The sequence below is a fragment of the Pseudomonas arvensis genome (genome assembly GCF_056688935.1).
In genome coordinates, this window is the sequence record NZ_CP162038.1 from 5440743 (window position 1) to 5462882 (window position 22140).

General features: G+C 62.2%; 21 protein-coding genes. 9 read left to right on the forward strand and 12 right to left on the reverse strand.

Features of this window, described 5'->3' with window-relative positions; genetic code table 11:
- Nucleotides 1–48 precede the first annotated feature (48 nt).
- Together rhlE1 and yedA are read right to left on the reverse strand one after the other, a co-directional pair.
- Nucleotides 49–1386, reverse strand: a complete 1338-nt coding sequence (gene rhlE1 / locus AB3G88_RS24630) for an RNA helicase RhlE1 (protein ID WP_480452061.1) — start codon at nt 1384–1386, stop codon at nt 49–51.
- Nucleotides 1387–1434: 48 nt separating this feature from the next.
- Nucleotides 1435–2331, reverse strand: a complete 897-nt coding sequence (gene yedA, locus AB3G88_RS24635) for a drug/metabolite exporter YedA (protein ID WP_099584705.1) — start codon at nt 2329–2331, stop codon at nt 1435–1437.
- Between the two features lie 161 nt (nt 2332–2492).
- Here yedA and AB3G88_RS24640 point away from each other — a divergent pair, with 161 nt between their 5' ends.
- Entirely contained in the window at nt 2493–2945 is a 453-nt protein-coding gene (locus AB3G88_RS24640) for an Lrp/AsnC family transcriptional regulator (RefSeq protein WP_099584704.1), read from the forward strand.
- A gap of 95 nt (nt 2946–3040) precedes the next feature.
- Here AB3G88_RS24640 and AB3G88_RS24645 read toward each other — a convergent pair whose 3' ends face one another.
- From AB3G88_RS24645 to AB3G88_RS24660, 4 genes are all read right to left on the reverse strand, one after another.
- Nucleotides 3041–3298, reverse strand: a complete 258-nt coding sequence (locus AB3G88_RS24645; protein ID WP_191947574.1) for an acyl carrier protein — start codon at nt 3296–3298, stop codon at nt 3041–3043.
- Nucleotides 3299–3737: 439 nt separating this feature from the next.
- Nucleotides 3738–4349, reverse strand: a complete 612-nt coding sequence (locus tag AB3G88_RS24650; protein ID WP_099584701.1) for a 3'-5' exonuclease — start codon at nt 4347–4349, stop codon at nt 3738–3740.
- 25 nt (nt 4350–4374) lie between these two features.
- On the reverse strand, nt 4375–4851 hold the full coding sequence (locus AB3G88_RS24655; RefSeq protein WP_099584700.1) for a LabA-like NYN domain-containing protein: 477 nt from the start codon (nt 4849–4851) through the stop codon (nt 4375–4377).
- 117 nt (nt 4852–4968) lie between these two features.
- Nucleotides 4969–5712: a DUF2076 domain-containing protein gene (locus AB3G88_RS24660; protein WP_099584699.1), complete on the reverse strand. Its 744-nt coding sequence runs from the start codon at nt 5710–5712 to the stop codon at nt 4969–4971.
- A gap of 180 nt (nt 5713–5892) precedes the next feature.
- On the opposite strand from AB3G88_RS24660, the gene AB3G88_RS24665 reads away from it, so the two are divergent.
- Together AB3G88_RS24665 and AB3G88_RS24670 are read left to right on the forward strand one after the other, a co-directional pair.
- Nucleotides 5893–6552: a DUF7847 domain-containing protein gene (locus tag AB3G88_RS24665; RefSeq protein ID WP_099584828.1), complete on the forward strand. Its 660-nt coding sequence runs from the start codon at nt 5893–5895 to the stop codon at nt 6550–6552.
- Nucleotides 6553–6592: 40 nt separating this feature from the next.
- Nucleotides 6593–7681, forward strand: a complete 1089-nt coding sequence (locus tag AB3G88_RS24670; protein ID WP_480452065.1) for an endonuclease/exonuclease/phosphatase family protein — start codon at nt 6593–6595, stop codon at nt 7679–7681.
- A gap of 126 nt (nt 7682–7807) precedes the next feature.
- Here AB3G88_RS24670 and hrpB read toward each other — a convergent pair whose 3' ends face one another.
- Nucleotides 7808–10315, reverse strand: a complete 2508-nt coding sequence (gene hrpB, locus AB3G88_RS24675) for an ATP-dependent helicase HrpB (protein WP_099584697.1) — start codon at nt 10313–10315, stop codon at nt 7808–7810.
- Nucleotides 10316–10425: 110 nt separating this feature from the next.
- On the opposite strand from hrpB, the gene AB3G88_RS24680 reads away from it, so the two are divergent.
- Together AB3G88_RS24680 and AB3G88_RS24685 are read left to right on the forward strand one after the other, a co-directional pair.
- Nucleotides 10426–10845 carry a periplasmic Zn2+ metallochaperone PmcY gene (locus AB3G88_RS24680; RefSeq protein WP_112196831.1) on the forward strand — a complete coding sequence of 140 codons (420 nt, stop codon included), beginning with the start codon at nt 10426–10428 and terminating at the stop codon, nt 10843–10845.
- A gap of 9 nt (nt 10846–10854) precedes the next feature.
- A complete protein-coding gene (locus AB3G88_RS24685) occupies nt 10855–11748 on the forward strand; it encodes a cation diffusion facilitator family transporter (RefSeq protein WP_480452068.1) in 894 nt (297 codons plus the stop codon).
- On the opposite strand, the gene AB3G88_RS24690 is transcribed toward AB3G88_RS24685, so the two are convergent.
- Nucleotides 11745–12779, reverse strand: coding sequence for a DUF6515 family protein (locus tag AB3G88_RS24690; RefSeq protein ID WP_191947570.1), 1035 nt, complete (start codon nt 12777–12779; stop codon nt 11745–11747). The two genes, AB3G88_RS24685 and AB3G88_RS24690, sit on opposite strands and share 4 nt — an antisense overlap.
- Before the next feature lie 397 nt (nt 12780–13176).
- Between AB3G88_RS24690 and AB3G88_RS24695 the strand changes: the two genes are divergently transcribed.
- Both AB3G88_RS24695 and AB3G88_RS24700 read left to right on the forward strand, forming a co-directional pair.
- Nucleotides 13177–13656, forward strand: a complete 480-nt coding sequence (locus tag AB3G88_RS24695) for an Lrp/AsnC family transcriptional regulator (protein ID WP_003176264.1) — start codon at nt 13177–13179, stop codon at nt 13654–13656.
- Nucleotides 13657–13791: 135 nt separating this feature from the next.
- Nucleotides 13792–14001, forward strand: coding sequence for a DUF2788 domain-containing protein (locus tag AB3G88_RS24700; RefSeq protein WP_025999909.1), 210 nt, complete (start codon nt 13792–13794; stop codon nt 13999–14001).
- Here the strand turns inward: AB3G88_RS24700 and AB3G88_RS24705 are convergent.
- The 4 genes from AB3G88_RS24705 to AB3G88_RS24720 all read right to left on the reverse strand — a co-directional run bounded on the left by AB3G88_RS24705 (nt 13996) and on the right by AB3G88_RS24720 (nt 20404).
- Nucleotides 13996–14631 (reverse strand): pseudouridine synthase, encoded by a 636-nt coding sequence (locus AB3G88_RS24705; RefSeq protein WP_480452071.1) that lies wholly within the window; start codon nt 14629–14631, stop codon nt 13996–13998. The genes AB3G88_RS24700 and AB3G88_RS24705 overlap by 6 nt on opposite strands.
- A gap of 72 nt (nt 14632–14703) precedes the next feature.
- On the reverse strand, nt 14704–16176 hold the full coding sequence (amn, locus tag AB3G88_RS24710) for an AMP nucleosidase (RefSeq protein WP_178075353.1): 1473 nt from the start codon (nt 16174–16176) through the stop codon (nt 14704–14706).
- Nucleotides 16177–16290: 114 nt separating this feature from the next.
- Nucleotides 16291–17946 (reverse strand): acyl-CoA dehydrogenase family protein, encoded by a 1656-nt coding sequence (locus AB3G88_RS24715; protein WP_191947569.1) that lies wholly within the window; start codon nt 17944–17946, stop codon nt 16291–16293.
- Nucleotides 17947–18013: 67 nt separating this feature from the next.
- On the reverse strand, nt 18014–20404 hold the full coding sequence (locus tag AB3G88_RS24720; RefSeq protein WP_191947617.1) for a hybrid sensor histidine kinase/response regulator: 2391 nt from the start codon (nt 20402–20404) through the stop codon (nt 18014–18016).
- A 276-nt stretch (nt 20405–20680) separates the two neighbouring features.
- On the opposite strand from AB3G88_RS24720, the gene AB3G88_RS24725 reads away from it, so the two are divergent.
- Together AB3G88_RS24725 and thiE are read left to right on the forward strand one after the other, a co-directional pair.
- Nucleotides 20681–21478, forward strand: a complete 798-nt coding sequence (locus AB3G88_RS24725) for a hydroxymethylpyrimidine/phosphomethylpyrimidine kinase (protein ID WP_112196836.1) — start codon at nt 20681–20683, stop codon at nt 21476–21478.
- A gap of 32 nt (nt 21479–21510) precedes the next feature.
- Nucleotides 21511–22134 (forward strand): thiamine phosphate synthase, encoded by a 624-nt coding sequence (gene thiE / locus AB3G88_RS24730; protein ID WP_099584688.1) that lies wholly within the window; start codon nt 21511–21513, stop codon nt 22132–22134.
- Nucleotides 22135–22140 lie beyond the last annotated feature (6 nt).

Below are 22140 nucleotides of genomic sequence, written 5' to 3' on the forward strand. Positions count from 1 at the left end.
TGTGGGAGGGGGCTTGCCCCCGATAGGGCCATCAGCCAAACCGCAAAATCACTTCTTCTTACGCGGCCCGGTATTAAACACCGGCACCTTGCGCACCGGCTTGATCGACGGCTCCACCGGCGCCGATTCCCCGCTGTCCACCCACTTGCCCAGGTTGCGCTTACCGCCGCCGCCACCGGAGGTTTTAGGCTTCTTCGGTTTTTTCGGCTTCTTCACCACTTGCCCGCTGGCATCGGTGTCCGGCACGCGGTGTTCCGGTTCGAAGTCGGGCTCCATCTTGCGGGTCAGGGTCTGACGAGTCAGCATCTCGATGGCCGACAGCATGTTCACTTCATCGGCGCACACCAGGGAAATCGCCTCGCCGGTGTTGCCCGCACGCCCGGTACGGCCGATACGGTGGATGTAGTCCTCAGCCACGATCGGCAGGTCGAAGTTGACCACCATCGGCAGGTCTTCGATATCCAGGCCACGGGCCGCCACATCGGTGGCGACCAGGATCTGCACTTCGCTGCTCTTGAAGCGATCCAGCGCGCGCTGGCGAGTGGCTTGCGGCTTGTCGCCATGGATGCCGTCGGCATTGATGCCCAGGCCCTGCAACTTATCCACCAGCGCATCCACGCCGTTGCGGGTCTTGGCGAACACCAACACCTGCTTCCAGCGGCCTTTGCGCATCAGGTGCACAAACAGCTCTGCCTTGCGCTTCTTGTCCACCGGCACTACCCACTGCTTGACGTTGTTGGCGGCGACGTTGCGCGGGCTGACTTCGATGCTCAGCGGGTCGTTGAGCATCTGCCCGGCCAGCGTGCGGATCTCATCGGAGAAAGTCGCGGAGAACAGCAAGGTCTGGCGCTTTTTCGGCAGCATGCGGTAGATGTTCGCCAGCTCTTCGGAGAAGCCCAGGTCGAGCATGCGGTCGGCTTCGTCCAGCACCAGGGTTTGCAGCTGATTGAGCTTCAGCGCGTTCTGCCGGAACAGGTCGATCAGGCGGCCAGGGGTGGCGACCAGGATGTCGACGCCCTTGCGCAGCTTCATCATCTGCGGGTTGATGCTCACGCCGCCGTACACCGCGTAGGTGGTCAACGGCAGGTTTTGCGCGTATTCGGCGACGCTGGCGTGTACCTGCTCGGCCAGTTCGCGGGTCGGGCACAGGATCAATGCACGCGCCGAGTTGGCGGCGACTTTCGGCCCTTCCATCGTCAGCAGTTGCAGCAGCGGCAAGGCAAAACCGGCGGTCTTGCCGGTGCCGGTCTGGGCCGCAGCCATCAGGTCGCGACCGGCCAGCACTGCCGGAATGGCTTGCGCCTGCACCGGCGTCGGGGTCTGGTAGCCAAGCGTCTCAAGGGCGCGCAGCAAGGGTTCGATCAGGCCAAGTGTGGCGAAAGTCATGTGTTTACCGTAGGAAAAATTCAGCGCAAGGGCGTAATGCGCGGCAGTTTACCTTATTTCCGGCTTGGGCTTTCGCCACTGGGGCAGACTGATCAACAGCACCGCGCTGATGATCACCAGCATCGCCAAGGCTTCTTCCAGGCCGATGGTCTCGCCAATGAACACAATCCCCAGCAACACCGCCACCGCCGGGTTGACGTAGGCATAACTGGTGGCCGCCGCCGGGCGGACGTGTTTGAGCAGGTACATGTAGGCGTTGAACGCAATGATCGAGCCGAACACGGCCAGGTACGCCAGGGCCAGCCAGCCTTCCAGCGGCGGCATGGCTTGCAGGTGTTCGCCGGTGAGCGCACTGGCGATCAACAGCGTCACGCCGGCTACCAGCATTTCTGCGGCACTGGCCATGGCACCCGGCGGCAGCGGCAGGCGCCGGCTCCACACCGAACCAAACGCCCACGACGCCGCTGCAAACAGCAGCAATGCCGCGCCCATCGGGCTCGACTGCAACGTGCTGCCCATATTGAGCATGGCAATGCCGACCATCCCCAGGATCACGCCCGCCCATTCCAAGCGGGTATTGCGTGCGCCCCAGAAATACCCACACAGCAAGGTGAACAGCGGCACCGTCGCCACCGCCAGCGCAGCCACACCGGACGACACCCCCGTGTGCTCGGCCACGCTCACCGCGCCGTTACCGAAGGTGAGCAGCAAAATGCCGATCTTCGCGGCCGCCTTCCACTGCTCCCAGGTCGGCGCCGGCGCCCCGCGCCAGCGCAGGAAGCCATACATCGCCGCCCCCGCCAGCAGAAAGCGGATCCCGCCCAGCATCAGCGGCGGCCAGTATTCGACGCCGATGCGGATCACCAGATAGGTAGACCCCCAGATCACATACAACGCAAAAAAGGCGGCGATCAACGGTAAGGGAAAGCGACGTGTGCCAGGCATGGGGCGGCTCGAAGGCAGATATAAGAGACGCTTATTCTAAAAAGGCAGGTCGTTAAACATAAGTTACAAAACCTGTTTAAACCGCCCATACACTTTTCAAACCATGGTTATGAAGGCTATAACCCATGCTTTCGAAAGCCACCCGCTACTGGAGCCTTATCATGGACAAATACGACCGCATGCTCCTCAGCGCCCTGCTCGAAGACGGCCGCGCGTCCTACGCGCAACTGGCGCGCACGGTAAACCTCTCCGCCCCCGCCGTGGCCGAGCGCGTGGCCAAGCTGGAAGCCAGCGGTGTGATCACCGGTTACCAGGCCAAGGTGGATATGTCGAAGGTCGGTTTGCCGATCCAGTGTGTGATTGAGCTGAGGCTGACCAATCATGGGAGCCAGAAGGTGTACGACGCACTGGCCGAAATCCCCGAGCTGACCGAATGCCACCGGGTGACCGGCGATCCGTGCGTGATCATGCAGGCTGCGGTGGGGTCAATGCCGCAGTTGGAGAACTTGATCAATCGGGTGGCGAAGTTTGGCTTCAGCAAGACTTCGATCATCTTGTCGAGCGCGATAGAGCGGCGGGTGCCGTTGGGGCAGTTGGCCGTTAATGGGAAATGATGGTGACTGATCTACCGTCATCGGGGCATGGGTATCTACACAACTCTCAAAGGCTTACACATAACACTGTGGGAGGGGGCTTGCCCCCGATGACGTCAGTGGCCGCACTGCAAATTCGAGCGTTCAACAATCAAGTCGACTATCTGCTGGATGGTCGTGATGCGATCCCAATCCTCCTGCGTCGCTTGCAGGTTGAATTGCCACTTGATCTGCATGACAAAGCAGGTCAAATCCTCATCAATAATCTTGAAATCATGGATGAAGTCCGTTTGCTCCGTGACCTGGCTTGGGTCGATGAAGCCGATGATATCGACGAATAGCTGAGTCACCTTTTCGCTGATCTCGGTTCTCATTTAGTCATCGTCCTTTTCTCCGCCCCGAATAACTGAACAGATACCAGAGGGCGGCTTTTAATGGCCAGCAAGACCGGTCCCATTCATATGAGGGAAGTTTCCGGGCGAGGTTTGATCCCTTGCTCCGTCCAGGCTGCACGCCTAATGTGGCCCGCGTCATCGGCCCTTCGATGACCGGAAGTGCAAGCCGAAATGGACGGAAGGAGCACATCAAATGTCCTGGAGTTCTCAACATGGTCAAAGCAACTTCCGCATCAACAGACACTCAATCAAAGCTCCTCAGCGAAGACGCCCTGCTCCCGTGCAGCCGCGATGAACACCGCATAACCCATGTGGGAGGGGGCTTGCCCCCGATAGCGGCGGGTCAGTTACAGAAAAACGACTGACACACCACTATCGGGGGCTTGCCCCCTCCCACATTTTGAGCGGCGTTGTTCTGTCAGAACCCGCGATGTTTTTTCAGGTGCTCATTGATCTTCGCCGCCGGCACTTTCTGCAGCGTGCACAGAAAATCGTGGGAAAGCTCGCGCAAGCCGTGGGTACGCCGCAGTTCCTGAGCCAGGTGCGCCGTAAGGTTGGCCGCCATTTCCGCATCCGCCAGCGCCCGGTGGGCCTGGCCGGTGTGGGGCAGTTTTGCGAATGAGTTCAACGTGCCGAGCTTGTGGTTCGGCGCAGCCGGCATCAATCGGCGGGCCAGCAGCAGGGAGCAGGCGAATTTTTGCAGGCGGGTGCGGCGGATCAGGCCGAGTTCAAAGTCCCAGAACTTCTGGTCGAACGCGGCGTTGTGCGCCATCAGCGGCGTGGTGCCGACGAATTCATTCACTTCGTTCATCACCCGCTCGGCCGGTGGAGCGCTGCGCAGCATGGCGTTGCTGATGCCGGTGAGTTGTTCGATAAAGCCCGGCACGCGCACGCCTGCGTTCATCAGGCTCTGGTAGCGGTCCACGATCTGGCCACGTTCAAGGATGACCACGGCAATTTCCGTGGCCCGGCAGTGGCTGCTCGGCGTGATGCCGGTGGTTTCAAAGTCGATGACCGCTATACGTTCCAAACCTGTTCCAACTCCGTCTGAGCATTTATTTGAGCAGCAGCGCGCCTTCGATCGGCACGTAGCGGCTGGCGGCGCGTATCAGTGAATTGGCCGTCAGCCCCGGCACGCCGTAGGCCACGGCTTCAACCCCATGCTTTTGGATGATGCGTTCGAGCAGCATGTCGAAATCACCGTCGCCGGAGGCCAGCACCACTTCGTCGACGTGATCGGCGGCGTCCATGATGTCGAGGGTGATGCCCACGTCCCAGTCGCCCTTGGCCGAGCCGTCACTGCGCTGGATGTACGGTTTGAGTTTCACCGTAAAGCCCAGGTTGCGCAGGATCTGCTGGAATTGCTGCTGCTTGCTGTCGCCACGGTCGATGGCGTAGGCGTACGCCTCGACGATCTGCCCGCGGGAGCCGATGTCTGCCCAGAGGGCGGCGTAGTTGAAGTGGCAGCCGTACGCCTGGCGGACGGTGTAGTAGAGGTTTTGTACATCGGCGAACACTGCAATTTTCTTCACCGCACTTCCTCATGACAGCCAGGCGCCAGAGCCCGGAAAGGGTGCCAGTATGCCAGCCGCGAGAAAGTTTCCGGAAAAAATCAGACCGGGACGCCGCAGCGCCCCGGACTAGGTATGTCAGACGAAGGAATCGTCGTCGCCAAAGGAAGAGGAATCGTCGGAATAATCGCTGTCGGCAAAACTGTCCGCGTTGTTGCCGCCCCAGTTGTCATTGCCGGCAAATTTCTGGTCATCATTGCCCCAGCCGCCTTGATCGCTGGCCGGTGCCGGCTGCTCGATGATTTCTTCCACCACCTGCGGTTGCTGGTTGTGATGGAACAGGCTGCTGATGCCTTCGGCCAGCAATACACCACCGGCCACGCCGGCGGCGGTTTTCATCGCGCCGCCGAGGAAGCCACTGCCCATTGGCGCGGCGGCGGCCGGTTGTTGGGGCTGTTGATAGTTTTGCTGCGGCGCGGGCTGGCCGCCGAACGAAGGCCGCGTTGGTTCACGCCAGCCGCCGCCCGAATTGCTCGGCGCGCTCGGCGCCGGTTGCGCGTCACGAGAACCGCCGCCGCCAAAGATGCTCGACAAGAAACCGCCGCCGCTCGACGCCGCCGGCTGCGTGGATTTGGCCCGCTGCAACTCGTCCTGCAATTGCTGGATCTGTTGCGCCTGCTGTTTGTTCTGCGCGTCGAGACTCTTGAGTGCGTGTTCCTGCACCAGAATCGACTGGGTCATGTAGTACCCGGCGGCCGGTTGGCGAGTCATGTGCTCCTTGATCCGCGCTTCGGCCTGGGCGTCGCGGGGGGCTGAGTCCGTTTCGGCTTGCTGCAACCGTGAAAACAGTCCATCGATCAGGGTTTGCTCTTCGCTGTTCATGGCGACCTCGTTAGATTGCCGGTAGAAATTCTGGTCCCGCCTGTGATCAGGTCGGGGGCTTTCCAGTTATGGGGGTGTTACGAGTTGTTTCAATGGTCTTTACTCAAGGTTTACGTTTGTGCCCCTCAGACCGTGATCGGTTAAAGTGTCGCCCTTGTTTCCAGGCCTGCGATGAACCTGATGAATCCGTTAGACGTCTTGCGCGACTCCCTCCGTTTTACCCGCAGCAACCTGGGCGCCATCGTCCAGTTGTGCCTGCCGCTGGTGATTCTCGAAGCCTTGCTGCAACAGATACTGGACCACACGCTGGGCGCGGATGCGTTTGCCGGCTACAGCGTGGTGGTGGGGTTATTGGTGTACCCGCTGTACACCGGCGCGCTGATACTGTTCCTCGATGCGCGCACCCGTGGCGAGTCGCCGCGCACCAAGGATGTGTGGGCGATGGCGCTGGCCTTGTGGCCGCGTTTCGCGCTGCTGACGGCCATGAGCACGCTGCTGATCCTGCTGGGCCTGTCGCTGTATTTCCTGCCGGGCCTGTGGCTGATGGTGGTGCTGGCCTTCGCCGAGTACCTGCTGGTGCTGCGCGGCATGCCGGCACTGGAGGCGATGAAGGAAAGCTTGCGTCTGACCCGTGGGCATTTCTGGCGGATCCTGGTGTGCCTGCTGTGCGTCATGACACCGCTGTGGCTGCTCAAAGGCGCCAGCGTGGCGGCGTATCCCAACCCGGCGCCGTTGCTGGGGCTGTTGATGGACAGTGCCCACAGCTTCCTGCAATTGTTCACCAGTGTGGTGCTGTTCCGTTTATTCATGCTGATCGGTGGCGATGCCGACGCGCGGTGATATGCTCCGTGCCATTCCTGAAACGCTATAAGCCGAGCCGATGACCCGTTTATTGCGCATCACCTTGCTGGGCCTGCTGATTCTCGCAGGCGTGCTCACCGCCCTGATCTACAGCCTGACCTGGCGCCCCGCGCCCAAGGAAACCTTGCCAGTGAGCTGCGTCGCGCCCCGTGCGCCGACGCTGCTGCCGGGGCAGGCGCTCAAGGTCATGACGTGGAACGTGCAATACCTGGCCGGCAAGAACTACGTGTTCTGGTACGACACCCCCGACGGCAACGGCCCGGACGACCGCCCCACCGTGGAAGACATGGCCGTGAGCCTGGACGAAGTGGCGCGGGTGATTCGCGACGAACAGCCCGACATCCTGCTGTTGCAGGAACTCGACGAAAACGCCAAGCCCTCCCATTACCAGGACCAGTTCGCGCTGTTGCAGGAACGCCTGGTCGACCTCTACCCGTGCAGCGCCCAGGCCTTCGACTGGAAGGCCGACTTTGTGCCCGACCTGCATATCTTCGGCAGCGTCGGCCGCAAACTCGCGACCCTCAGCCGCTACCAGATCGAACACGCCGAACGCCTGCAACTGCCGGCGCCGGACACCAACATCATCCGCCGCCAATTCCAGCCAAAACCGGCCTTGCTGCTGACCTACCTGCCCCTGAGCGACGGCGGCCAACTGGCGGTGCTCAACACCCGCCTGGACGACGACGCACCTGGGCGCAGTGCCGTGCAGGAGCAAGTGCAAGCCACCGTGAAATTACTGGATAAATTCGAAGGCCGCGGCACCCCGTGGCTGATCGGCGGCGACTTCAACCTGCTGCCACTGGGGCAATTCCTACGGTTGGATGCCGGCAAGCGCGGGCAGTATTCGCCGGACAGCGAACTGCATTTGTTGTGGGACAAATACCCGATGATCCCGAGCAACAGCCAATCCAGCGGGATAAACCGTGAAAAATGGCTGACGTATTTCCCCAATGACCCAAGCCTGGACGGGCCGGATCGCACGGTGGATTACCTGTTCTATAGCTCGCGGATCAAGCGGGTGGAGGCGAAGGTGCGACAGGAGGATACGTTGCGTATCTCAAATCATCTGCCGGTGATTGCACGGTTCCTGCTGCCCGCCGCGCAATAACTAACGCTAAAGATCCAAATGTGGGAGGGGGCTTGCCCCCGATGGCGGTGTATCAATTGAAATACCTTTCACTGACCTACTGCTATCGGGGGCAAGCCCCCTCCCACATTTGGATCTCTGTAACGCTTACTTGCGCGGTTTGATCCGGGCCGTAGGCTCTGCGATCAACGGATCATCCGGCCAATAGTGTTTCGGATAACGCCCCTTCAAATCCTTCTTCACCTCGGCGTAGGTACTGCGCCAGAAATTCGCCAGGTCCTGCGTCACCTGCACCGGCCGCCGTGCCGGGGACAACAGGTGCAGCTTGACCACCTGACGCCCACCCGCGATGCGTGGCGTATCCGCCAGCCCGAACAGCTCCTGCAAACGCACCGCAAGGATCGGCGGCTGTTCGCTGTAGTCCAGGCGCACCGACGAGCCAGACGGCACTTTCACATGCTGCGGCGCCAGTTCGTCGAGGCGCTGGGGCAGCGGCCAGGGCAGCAGGTTGTGCAGGTAGCTGGAGATATCCAGGCTGGCAAAATGGCTCAGGCGCGAGACTTTGCCCAGGTAGGGCATCAGCCAGTGCTCCAAACCGGCGAGCAAGGCCTTGTCGCTGATGTCGGGCCATTCGCTGGTTTTGCCGGTGTCCAACTGGCGCAGTAGCATCACGCGGGCCTGCCATTGGCGCAGCTCGGGCGTCCAGGGCAACAGTTCCAGGCCTTTGCGCCGCACCAGATTGACCAGCGCCTGGCTGCGTGCGGATTCGTCGAGGCCGGTCAGCGGTTCGCGGCTGAGCACCAGTTCACCGACTTTGCGCTGGCGTTCGGCGCGCAACACGCCTTCGCGCTCGTCCCAGTCCAACTGGTCGACGTTGCGCACTTGCTCGGCGAGTACCGACTCGAACAGCGCTGGATCAAAATCCGCTGCCAGGTAGATGCGTTCTTCGCGCTGGCCCTGGCGGCTGCCCAGGTCGGCGATGACCAGCCAGGGTTGTTTCATCAGGCTGTCGGCTTCGGCGAACAGCGCAGCGCGGCCGTTGGCCAGGCGGTACTCGGCGCCGCCGGGGCGGCGTTGCTGGGCGACGCGGTCCGGGTACGCCAGGGCGAGCAAAGCGCCGAGCCAACGTGGATGCTCGGGATCGGCCACCGGTTGCGTGGCCTTGCCTCGCAAATACCCGCGATATTGCCGCGCCAATTGCCTAGCCCGTTGTACGCCGCCTTGGGTGCCCCGCGCCCGTTCTTCGCCGGAGAGCAACGCCAGACGACTGTGCACATCCGCGCCGCCGCCGCGCAAGATATCGCGCTCACCCAACAAGGCGGCAACATCACACGCGGTGGCCGCCAGCCCCAGATCCTGCCCGCGCAGCAGCAGATGGGCGATGCGCGGGTGAGCCGGCAATTCGGCCATTTTCTGGCCATGGGCGGTGAGTGTGTCTTCATTCAACGCGCCGAGACGTTGCAACAGTTCGTGGGCCTGGGCATAGGCGGCGGTCGGCGGCACATCCAGCCACACCAGTTGCGTCGGCGTAACGCCCCAGCGCGCCAGTTGCAAGGCCAGGCCGGCGAGGTCCGCCGCGAGGATTTCCGCACTGCCATACGCGGCCAGGCCTTCATGCTGGTCCTCGGACCACAACCGATAACACACGCCCGGCTCCAGGCGCCCTGCCCGGCCAGCGCGCTGGGTGGCGCTGGCGCGGGAAATGCGCTGGGTGTCGAGGCGGGTCATGCCGCTGCCGGGGTCGAAACGCGGCACCCGCGCCAACCCGGCGTCGATCACCACGCGCACGCCGTTGATGGTCAGGCTGGTCTCGGCAATGTTGGTGGCCAGTACGATTTTGCGTTTACCTGCGGGTGCCGGGTCGATGGCGGCGCGCTGGGCGTTCAAGTCCAACTCGCCATGCAGCGGGCACAACAGCACATCCGGGCGATCACCCAGCGCGTCGGCCAGTTGCTGGTGGACCCGGCGAATCTCGGCCTGCCCCGGCAGAAACACCAGCACGCTGCCGGTCTCGTCATGCACCGCTTCGAGGACGGTCTGCACCACCCGCGGCTCGATAAATTCGCCAGCCTGGTACGGCCGGCCCCAGCGCATCTGCACCGGGAACATGCGCCCCTCACTGCGCAGGATCGGCGCGTCATCCAGCAGGCTGGCCAGGCGCTCACCTTCCAGGGTCGCGGACATCAGCAGGATCTTCAGCGGTTGCTCGTCGCGAAACAGCTCGCGGCCGTTGAGGCTCAGGGCCAGCGCCAGGTCGGCGTCGAGGCTGCGTTCGTGGAACTCGTCAAAGATCAGCAGGCCCACGCCGTCCAGCGCCGGGTCGTCCTGCAGGCGACGGGTGAGGATGCCTTCGGTGACGACTTCGATGCGCGTGTTAGGGCCGACTTTACTGTCGAGGCGGATGCGGTAGCCGACGGTTTCGCCGACCTTTTCACCCAGCTCACTGGCCAGGCGTTCGGCAGCGGCGCGTGCGGCCAGGCGGCGTGGTTCGAGCATCAGGATGGTCTGCCCGGCGAGCCAGGGCTCGTTTAATAAGGCCAAGGGCACACGGGTGGTTTTACCGGCGCCGGGCGGCGCTTCCAGCACGGCTTCATGGCGATTCGCCAAGGCGTCACGCAGGGCGGGTAAAACATCATCGATTGGCAACGAATTCATACTGGCTCCAAAGCAGAGCGGCGAGTATAACGGCGAACTGCCGGATGCCGACGCTGGTCTCAATGGCAGTGCTATATAGTCCCGTATCAACTGTGTTCAGGAGAGTCTTCATGCGTATCGCTTCCCGTGTCATCGGCGGTGTCCTCGCCGTCACCCTGCTGAGCCAACTGACGGCCTGCGGTTCGATTTTCTACCCGGACCGCCGTGGCCAGATCGACGGCAAGATTGACCCGGCCATCGCTGCGCTCGACGCCATCGGCCTGCTGTTCTACGTGATCCCCGGCCTGATCGCGTTTGGCGTCGATTTCGCCACCGGCGCCATTTACTTCGAACCGGGCAAGACCGCCCAGGTGTCCCCGGAAAAACTCCACGAAGCCATTGGCGCCGACGGCAAGGTCGACAATGCCAAGCTGCAAAGCATCATCCAGAAAGAAACCGGCCGTACCTTGCCGCTGGACGATCCGCGCATGATCCAGTTCAAGGGCAGCGTGCAGCAACTCGCCAGCCTGGGCCTGCAACCCGCCGCATAAGGACTGCCCATGACCAGCAGCCCCGAACACGCCAGGCTTCTGCGCCTGGCCACCCGCGCCTCCGTTGGCGTGGCCTGTGTGCTGATTGTTACCAAGGCGATTGCTTGGTGGTTCAGCGGCTCGGTGAGCATGCTCGCCGGGCTGACGGACTCGTTGCTCGATGGCGTGACGTCACTGTTGAACCTGCTGGCGGTGCATTACGCCTTGCGCCCGGCCGATGACGATCACCGTTACGGCCATGGCAAGGCAGAGTCGCTGGCGGGCATGGCTCAGGCGCTGTTTATCGGCGGCAGCGCGGTGTTGATCGCGCTGCAGGCCTATACGCGCTTGCAGCATCCCGAGCCCGTGGGGGCGCCGTGGTTGAGCATCGGGGTGATCGTGTTTTCGCTGGCGCTTACAGTGGCGCTGCTGATGCTGCAACACCGGGTGATCCGCGAAACCGGCTCCAATGCTGTGCGCGCCGATTCGCTGCATTACCGCTCCGACCTGATGCTCAACGGCAGCATCCTGATGGCGCTGGTGCTGGCGGGCTTCGGTTTCCATCAGGTCGATGCCTGGTTCGGGCTGGGGATTGCCGCCTACATTTTGTGGAGCGCGATCCAGATCGCCCGGGAAAGCTTTGCGGTGCTGATGGATGAAGAACTGCCGCCGGACGTGAGCCAGCACATGCTCGAACTCGCCCGTGGGGTGCCCGGGGTACTGGGGGCCCATGACCTGCGCACGCGGGTGTCGGGCAACCACTGGTTTGTGCAGTTGCACCTGGAGCTGCCGGGGGAGTTGACCCTGTCAGTGGCCCACGGCATCAGCGATCAGGCCGCCGATGCCATTCACCACGTCTACCCGCGCGCCGAAGTGCTGGTGCACGCCGACCCGCAGGAAGTGGTCACGGGCGCCAAGGCCTAATACTGGACCTGGTAACCGCGACTGCTCAAGCAGTTGCCCTGGGCCTGACGGTAGGCTTGCACCACCGCCGGGTCAGGGGCGTAGGTGACGGCCTGCGGGTCGAAGCCGCTTTGCTGCACCGCCCAGCGGTAACAGTCATAACCGTCCTGCTGCACTTGCGCCGGTGACTGGCCGTTGGCGGGATAGGCGACCACGTCATAGCCATTGCCCTGCGGCGCCGGTTGCGGCGAAGGCACTTGCGCCGGGGGTTGGACCACCACGTATTGCTGGGTGCTTTGCTCGTAGGCGTAGTAGGCGCCAGCGGCAAGGAATAGCAGTGACCCCCCCACCCATACTTCCCGCGCATAATCCGGCAGGTAATGCACCCGGATGCCATACGGCGGCGCCACTACGACGTAGCGCGGCCCCTGTGGGCGATACCAGTAGCCGCCGGAGAAAAAGTAGTCCTGCCCGCGATACGGCACGCGGTAATTGCGGTCGGGGAAACGATCAATGATATAGCCGGGACGATGCTGCGGGCCTGGGCCCCAGCCATTGCCATGGCCGTCGGGGCGACCTGGCCAGCGATTATCGTTGGGACGTCCGTTGTCGCCCGGACGGGAACCTGGGCCGCCGGCCTCCCAGTGCCGGTTGTCGTCGTTGCGCCGGGGAATGTCGCGGTAGTAACCCTGGCGCGGTTCCTGGGTCTGGCGCACGGTATCGGGCCGGCCCTGGATCGGCAGGTTGTTTGCCGGTTGGGGCTGCGGTGCCGGCCGAGGCTGCTCATTGTTTTGCGGACGACTTTGCCATTGCCCGCCGCCGTTAGGGCCGCCACGTTCAAAATGCTGATTCTGCGGACGTGGCTGATTGTTCTCGGGTCGCGGCGGATTATTTTCTGGCCGCCCGCCTTCAGGACCCCGCTCATGCTGCCCACCACCGCCTTGCGGCCGCTGCCCTTGATTCGGTGAGTTATCGCGCTCGTCAGCCACGACTTGCGTGCCGACACTGACCACCAGCAAACCAACACCTGCCATACGCCAGATGCGCTTCATGCTATTCCTCACTGCGGATTAGGGCCTGTCCATGAGACTGGAAAAGAGGGGCCCGGTTCTGGCACAGGTTATCAGCAGGCAAAAGAAAAGGGGTGACCCGTCGGCCACCCCTTGAGAACTTCGTCCTGGCTCAACGCTTTTGGCGTTGGCTCACCTCACGCCGTCTTGTAGACAGTGTGCAGCCTGGAGGCCGGCTCAACCCTGCTGGGGTGGCGGCCGCAGCAGGCCTGATTGGGCTCGCTGCTGTGGACTGTTGTCCAGGCGGTGATTCTGTTGATAAAGATACAGGCCCGCGCCCGCCAGATGATTGCGAAGATTGCGTCAATAAACAGTGCTTGCGCAATTTTTAACCCTTCATGGATAATTCACCGCAATAGTTACGACAAAGGCCAACCCAATGAGCAAGCTTGACCGATACGACCTGAGTATTTTGGCGGAATTGCAGCGTGACGCGAGGATCTCCAACCAGGAGTTGGCCGAGCGCATCGGCTTGTCGCCTTCGCCGTGCTCGCGCCGGGTCAAGCAGTTGGAGGACGATGGGTACATCTCGCGCCAGGTCGCCCTGCTCGACCGCAAGATGCTCGGCCTGAGCCTCACGGCCTACGTGCTGATCGGCATGGACCGTCACACGCCCGAGCGTTTCGAGAACTTCGAAGCGGCCATCCGCACCTTGCCGCAAGTGCTCGAATGCAGCCTTGTGACGGGGATGGATGCGGACTACCAGTTGAAAGTGGTGGTGCCGGATATGGATCACTATCAGAAATTGCTGCTGGGGCACCTGACCCGGATCGAAGGCGTGACCAGTGTGCGGTCGAGTTTTGTGCTGAACCAGGTATTGAACAGCACCGAGCTGCCATTGACCCACCTGCGCACCTAAGATCAGTGAAGGTCAAATGTGGGAGGGAGCAATCCCCCTCCCACATTTGGATTGCGCTTGGACTCAGGTCAATGTTGCGCCTGTAGCGCTGCCTTATACTTGCCGCCCGCCCCACGGAAGAGCCCTATGAACAACATCGACCCCGCCCTCTTCGAAGAATGGATGATGACCGGCCTCGTCACCATCCTGATCATTTTCATGGGCTTTATCGTCTGGGACCTGGCGAAGAAATCCAAAGCCGGGCGCTTTGGCTCGTTCATCCTGTTTTTCGTGCTGGGCCTGGGCGTGGCCGCGTTCATCATCAAGAGCGTGGTGATCGGCCTGATCGAGTCCGGCGCCTTATAAGCGCGCCGGCACTTCCTTCCACTGGCCTTGGTCGAGGCCTTCGATAGACCAGTCGCCAATGCGCACGCGCACCAGGCGCAAGGTCGGCAAGCCTACCGCTGCGGTCATACGCCGTACCTGGCGGTTACGCCCCTCACGAATCACCAGCTCCAGCCAGTGGGTCGGCACGCTTTTGCGAAACCGCACAGGCGGGTTGCGCGGCCATAACTGGGGCTCTTCCAGTTGTCGCGCTTCGGCGGGCAAGGTCTTGCCGTCGTTAAGCTCGACACCGTCGCGCAGGCGCTGCAGTTGTTCTTGCGTCGGCTCGCCTTCCACCTGCACCCAATAGGTTTTCGCCAGCTTGTGCTTGGGATCGGCAATCCGTGCCTGCAACTGGCCGTCATTGGTCAGCAGCAACAGGCCTTCGCTGTCGCGGTCCAGTCGGCCCGCCGGGTAGATGCCGGGGATGTCGATAAAATCCTTGAGGGTCGCCCGTCCGCCTTCGTCGCTGAACTGGGTCAGCACGTCGAATGGCTTATTGAACAGGATCAACTTCGGCTCGGCCGGTGGCGCCTTGGCGACACGACGAGCGGCGGAATGCGGAGGTTTCACACCAGGGCGGCGCGAATCGGGGCGAGTAGGACGGGACATGGCAAAAGGAACATCTAACGGTCAGGACCGACAATGCTAGTGGCCTGACCGCTAAATGACCATCCCAACCGCTTAGCGGAACGGCGGTTCGTCGAAGCTGCGCAGTTTGCGCGAGTGCAGCGAGTTGAGTTCGGTGCGCAACAGGTCCACCGCCTCGATGCCGATCTTCAAGTGCTGGCTGACCGCACGCTCATAGAACGCGTTGGCCGAACCGGGCAGTTTGATCTCGCTGTGCAGCGGTTTATCCGAGACACACAGCAAGGTGCCGTACGGCACTCGCAAACGGTAGCCTTGGGCAGCGATGGTGCCGCTTTCCATGTCCACCGCCACGGCGCGGGACAGGTTGATCAGCGGCCGTTCCTGAGCCCAGCGCAGTTCCCAGTTACGGTCGTCGTAGGTCAGCACGGTGCCGGTGCGCAGGCGTTTTTTAAGCTCTTCGCCTTTTTCGCCGGTGACATTGGCAGCGGCTTGCTGCAAGGCCATCTGCACTTCGGCCAGGGCCGGAATCGGGATGTTCGGCGGTACCACGCGGTCCAGAATCCCGTCGCGGCGCATGTAGGCGTGGGCCAGTACGTAGTCGCCGATGGTCTGGGATTGGCGCAGGCCGCCGCAGTGGCCGATCATCAGCCAGCAATGCGGACGCAGCACAGCGAGGTGGTCGGTGATGTTCTTGGCGTTGGATGGGCCCACGCCGATATTCACCAATGTCACGCCGTGGCCATCACTGGCCTGCAGGTGGTATGCCGGCATCTGGTAACGGTGCCAGACCACACCCGCAGCGATGGCTGACGCTTCGCCATGGTCCATGCTCTTGTCGATCACCACGTTGCCCGGCAGTACCATGCGGATAAAGCGTGGGTCGCTGCGCAATTGCTCCAGGCCATGCAGGATGAACTGGTCGACGTAACGGTGATAGTTGGTCAGCAGGATCCACGGCTGCACATGCCGCCAGTCGCTGCCGGTGTAATGCACCAGACGGCGCAGAGAGAAATCCACACGGGCCGCATCGAACAGTGCCAGGGGCAGCGGGTCGGTGTTTTCCCAGTCGTAGAGGCCATCGGCAATGCCATCGGTGGCGGCCGACAAGTCGGTGCTCGGGAACACCCGGGCCAGGGTCGCAGCGGTCACGCCGGAGCCGGCCAACTCGTCGCCCTGCTCCACCACGTACGGGTAAGGAATATTCTGCTGGCTGACGCCCACTTCCACCGTCACGGTGAAGTCGTGCATCAACGGCACCAGTTGCTCCAGCAGGTATTTACGGAATGCCGACGGATGGGTGACGGTGACGCTGTAGGTCCCCGGCAACTGAACCTTGGCATATGCCCGGGTGGTCTGTGGGACTTCGCCGTGGCAGTGGTAGGTCAGGCGCAGTTCCGGATAGCGAAACAGAGCGCGTTGTGCGGCGTCGGGTTCGACGCGGTCCTTGAGGTATTGCTTGAGGGCCTGGTTGAGCGCGCCGGTAGCACGCTCATGCAGAGCCGCCAGCCGGTCCACGGCTTCTTCGGCGGTTTGAACGACAACAAAAGCTTCGGTCACGGTAAGCATCCTGTGTTCTGACGTGCAGGCCTTTATCTTGCCTGTATCCCGGCTTCACTGAAACAGGTGGTTTGGAATGCATTTTAAAATGCGGGAGGGGGCTTGCCCTCCCTTGGCCCGTGTTTACTTGGGGGGATGGGGTGTGGCTCGCTGGACAATCGCCGCCACATCAATGCCGCGTGGCAAGGCGCCATACACCCGACCCGACGATTCACCCAACCGGCTGGCGATAAAGCCATCACTGACCGCCGCATTCCCCGCCTCCAGCAACAGCTTGGCCTGCAAGGCGACAGCAATATCCTCGGTCAGCTGGCGTGCGCGGTACTGGATGTCCTGGGTGTCCATGAACGCCGACTTCAGGCGCTCGATGTGCCGCGCCAGTTGCTTGTCACCCTGGCCATCGCCCAGCTCGACAAACAGCGCTTCCAATACACCAGGCTCCTTGGACAATGCGCGCAGCACATCCAGGCACTGCACATTGCCGGAACCTTCCCACGTCGAGTTCACCGGCGCCTCACGGTAGAGGCGCGGCAGGATGCTGTCCTCGACATACCCGGCACCGCCCATGCATTCGGCCGCTTCGTTGATCATCGCCGGCGCGCGCTTGCAGATCCAATACTTGCCCACCGCCGTCACCAGCCGGGCGAATTTGGCTTGCTGCTCATCGCCCAGGTGATCCAGCGCGCGGCCCATGCGCAGGCTCAAGGCCAAGGCGGCCTCGCTTTCCAAGGCCAGGTCGGCCAGCACGTTTTGCATCAGCGGTTGTTCACTGAGCACACGACCACCCACCAAACGGTGGGCGCAATGATGGCTGGCCTGGGTCAGCGCCTGGCGCATCAAGGCGCTGGAGCCGACCATGCAATCGAAGCGGGTCATGGCAACCATCTCGATGATGGTCGGCACGCCGCGGCCTTCTTCGCCGATCATCCAGGCCAGGGCACCACGGAACTCTACTTCGCTGGAGGCGTTGGAGCAGTTGCCGAGCTTGTTTTTCAGGCGCTGGATATAGAACTCGTTGCGCGTGTCATCTGGACGGTGCCGAGGTAGAAGGAAACAGGTGAGGCCCTTGTCAGTCTGGGCCAGGGTCAAGAACCCATCGCACATCGGCGCCGAGCAGAACCACTTATGCCCCACCAGTTCGTAAGCCTGCCCCGGGCCGCCCGCGCCCACGGGATAGGCACGGGTCGTGTTGGCCCGCACATCGGTGCCGCCCTGTTTTTCGGTCATGGCCATGCCGATGGTGGCGCCGGCCTTGTGGGCAATGCCGACATTGCGCGGGTCGTATTCGGTACTGAGGATTTTCGGCAACCAGGTCTTGGCCAGGTCTGGTTGCAGGCGCAGGGCCGGGACGCAGGCGAAGGTCATGGTCAGCGGGCAGCCGGTGCCGGCTTCGGCCTGGCTGTGAAGGTAAGTCATCGCGGCCCGCGCCACATGGGCGCCGGATTGCGGATGAGCCCACGGCAACGACGGCAGGCCATGTTCGACAGCCGTGCGCATCAGCTCGTGGTAGGCCGGGTGAAACTCCACCAGGTCGATGCGATGACCATAACGGTCATGACTGTTGAACACCGGTTTATTCTGGTTTGCCAGGAACCCGGCCGCCATCAACGGCCCACCGGCCAGCGCGCCGTAGGCATCGATGCGCGCCTCTGCCCAGCCTGCGCCATAGCGGCGCGACCACTCTTGCAAAGGCAAGTCGATGCGGTACAGGTTGGTGCCATCCAGGGATGGGGGCTGGTTGGTGACGTCGTGGGTTTCAGCGAATGGGTGCAGGTTCATGACGGGCCTCCTGGAAACAGCCCCGTTGGGTTGAGGCCTGAATTTCAGTTAAGCACCGTCATCCGCCTTAAAAAAGTGGCATACCCGCCGAATACCCGGCGCGTTCACCCTCTTGCGGACACAGCACCCGGCGTGTCAACACCGCCTGCAAGGCCTCGAAACGCACGGGCTTGGCGAGGCGGTCGGATACGCCGATGCCATGACAGTGCTCGCGTTCAGACACATTCAGTGACGTGCTCAAGGCAATCACCGGCAACTCACCGCAGCCCGGCAGAGCACGGATCTGACAGCACAATGAGAAGCCGCCTTCAGGTAGATCCAACACGACTGCGTCGAAATTGCCGCCCTGCAAGGCCGCTAGAGCGCTGGGGCCGCTGTCCACGTTTTTTACCCGGTAACCCAGTTTGAGCAACATGCCGCGCACTGCCAGTTGGCCGACGCTGTTGTCATCCACCAGCAGCACCGCGCAGTCTTGGGGCGCACGCTGCCGGTCCACTGCTGGTTTTGCTTCTGGCGCCACCGGGCTGACTTCCACCTCCAATTGGAAGCGGCTGCCCTTGCGCAACTCGGAATGATGGGTAAGGCGCCCGCCCAGCAGCTCGATCAATTGCCGACAGATCGCCAGGCCGATACCCAGGCCGCCGTATTCGCGAGTCATGGAACCATCCAGCTGGAAAAACCGCTGGTACAGGGTGGCCTCGTCCAGGAAGGCGAAGCCAATACCGGTGTCAGTCACAATAAAGCTCAGGCGCAAGCCACCGTCACTATGGGGCACGCCCACCACCCGCAGGCGTACGGCGCCTTCGTGGGTGAATTTGAATGCGTTGTCCAGCAGGCAATCCAGGCACTGGATCAGTTTGTCGGCGTCGCCCACCACCCGGTCCGGCAGTTCATCGGCCACGTCGATGGAAAACGCCAGGCCCTTGCTTTGGGCGCTGACACTGAACTGCTGGCGCAAGGTGTCGAGCACTCCGCGCAGGCTGAACACCTGCGACTGGGCACTCAGGCGCCCCGCCTGAAGTTCGGTGAGGGTGAGAATGCCATTGACCATGCGCATCATGTCTCGCGCCGAGCCGGCAGCGGTTTGCTGGTATTGCGCCAGGTCGTCGTCCAGCGGCACGGTTTGCATCAGCTCAAGGGAGCCGATCACGCCGTTCATGGGGGTACGCAGTTCGTGGGTCAGTGTGGCGAGGAACTCATCCTTGAGCCGGTTGCTGCGGGCAAGCTGCTGGTTGAGCACTTCGAGCTTCTGGCTGGCGTCGAGGAGAATCTGTGCCTGTTGCTCACGCATGGAATTGATGCGGTCTGCCAACGCCAGGGACAACAGCGCCACTTCAATCGCCGAACCGATCTGGCTGGCGTACATCGTAAGGAACACATTGGGCAGGTAGCCCAGCACCATCAGCGTATTCACCACCCCGCCCAGCAGGAAGGCCGACCAGGCGATGATGAAATAGCGCGCCACCCGCTGGCCGCAATACCAGGCCTTGATGGCGGCGACAAAGATGGTCACGGTAAACACCAACGCCAAGCCGGTAGCCAGGCGCAGCGCCAGGGCGTAGCTGGTCATCAGCGACAGCAACATGACCACCGCGCCGCAGCCCACCAGCGCCAGCAGAAAACGATTGATCCAGCGACTGTGCAGTGCGGTATGCAGGAAACTGCGCGCAAACAGGCTGCCAAACAACGCCGCCGCGCCAATAAGGAACGGCGTCGCGGCATTCGCCCACCACGGGTTGTTCGGCCAGAAATACTCCACCGCCGCGCCGTTGACCGACAGTTGGTACATGCCGAACGAAGCGATATAGAAGATGTAATAGAGGTAGCTGGTATCGCGCACACTGAGGTAGATAAACAGGTTGTAGACCAGCATCCCCAGCAACACGCCGTAGATCAGGCCCAATACATACAGGCGCAGCGGCTGCTGCTCCAGGTAGGCGGTGCTGGACCAGAGTGTCAGCGGGGCCTGGATCGAACCTTCGCTTTGCAGACGCAGGTAGACGGTTTTCGCCTCTCCAGGATTGAAGTCGACCTTGAACAGGTAGTTGTTCTGGCGAATCTCACGGGCGGAAAACGGCAGCGCATCCCCGGTGCGCCCGGCCAGACGGTAGTTGCCGGTGCTGTCGGGCAGGTACAGGTCGAGGTGGTCCAGCGGCGGGTAGGCCAGCTCCAACAGCCAGGTGCGTTGGGCCTCGGGGCCGTAGGGCAGGTAATGCAGGTTGACCTTGAGCCAGAACACCGAACGTGAATAGCCGGCATTGAGGGTGTCTTTATCGTGGGGTTTGAACTGCCGGGCGGCGGAAGGCGCGCTGACGTCGGCAATGGTGAGCGAATCGGTGGGGTCTTCGAGCACTTGCATAGCTCGGCCCAGCGCCAGGCTGCGGGTGTCCTGGTTGAACTCAATGGCGCTGGCGAGCATCGGCAGCCCGCACAACAATAAAATCAGCAAATAGCGCATAGAGCCCCAGCGTGGCGTGTCCGGTAAGGTCAAAAGCTCCCCATTCCTTTTGAGAAGACGTACACCGGCGGTACAGTTAAGTTGTTTGGATCCACTTTAGCATAGCCGCTAAAGGCCATTGGACACCATTGAAATAATTTTCCTGAAGGCTCTAGAACAAGCGTTTCAGCGCACTTTTGCGGAGAGAAAAGCGCCAAAAAAGCGTCGCACTTTGGACAAAATTCAACCATCGCCCGACGGCCACGCCAAAAGCGTTTGGTGGTAAGCTCGCGCACCATGAATATCTACAGCTCTCGCCCTGTTGTCCTCTGTCTCTCCGGCCATGATCCCAGTGGTGGCGCCGGCTTGCAGGCAGATATCGAAGCCCTGCTCGCCCAGGGGTGCCATGCGGCTCCGGCCGTCACCGCCCTGACCGTGCAGAACACCGTCAATGTCAGCGACTTCCGCGTGCTCGACCGCGAGTGGGTGCTGGCACAGGCCAATGCGGTGCTTGGCGATTCCGAAGTGGCGGCGGTCAAACTGGGTATGCTCGGCTCCACCGCGATGGTCGACACTGTGGTCGAACTGCTGCAGGCGCACCCGCACCTGCCAGTGGTGTGCGACCCGGTGCTGCGTGCCGGCGGCGGCGGCAGCCTGGGCAAGGACGAAGTCGGCTACGCCATGCGCGAGCGGCTGTTGCCGTTGTCGCTGATTGCCACGCCCAACCTGCCCGAAGCGCGCATCCTTGCGCAGTTGCCCGAAGGCACGGCGGACGAGTGCGCCGAAAAGCTGCTGCCGTTTATCAAGCACCTGTTGATCACAGGCGGCCATGGCGACGAGCATGAAGTGCACAATCGCCTCTACAGCCGCGACGGCACCCAGCAGACCTTTACCTGCCAACGCCTGCCCGGCAGTTATCACGGTTCGGGCTGCACCCTGGCCAGCGCCCTGGCCGGGCGGATCGCTCAGGGCGAAGGGCTGGTGAGCGCGGTGCAATCGGCGCTCAACTACACGTGGCGTACCCTGCGTGACGCCGAACAGCTCGGCCAGGGTCAGTTTGTACCGCGCCGTTTGCCGCTGGATTTCTGTTCGTAACTTTCTGCTCTTAGAAGCAAGAGGCCTGCCCGATGAAACTACGTGGCCTTTACGCCATCACCGACAGCCAACTGCTGGCCGGCAAATTCCTCGCCTATGTAGAAGCGGCATTGGACGGTGGCGTGACCCTGTTGCAGTACCGCGACAAAAGCAGCGACGAAGCTCGGCGCCTGCGCGAAGCCGAAAAGCTGCGGGAGCTGTGCTCGCGCTACAAGACCCAACTGATCATCAACGATGACGCCGAATTGGCCGCGCGCCTGGGCGTCGGCGTGCATCTGGGCCAGACCGACGGCCCACTGACGCCAGCCCGTGCGCTGCTCGGTTCCAGAGCCATCATCGGCGCCACCTGTCACAGCCAGATCGAACTGGCCGAACAGGCCGCGAAGGAAGGCGCCAGTTACGTCGCCTTCGGTCGCTTCTTCAATTCCACTACCAAGCCCGGCGCACCTGCCGCCACCGTTGAAATGCTGGCCGAGGCCCGCAAGCGCCTGCACCTGCCGATCTGCGTGATCGGCGGTGTCACCCTGGAGAACGCCGAGCCCCTGGTGGCCCATGGTGCCGATCTGCTGGCCGTGGTCCACGGTTTGTTCGGCGCCGACAGCACCCAGGAAGTTACGCGCCGCGCCCGCGCCTTCAACGCTTTAATCACATCCTGAATTCAG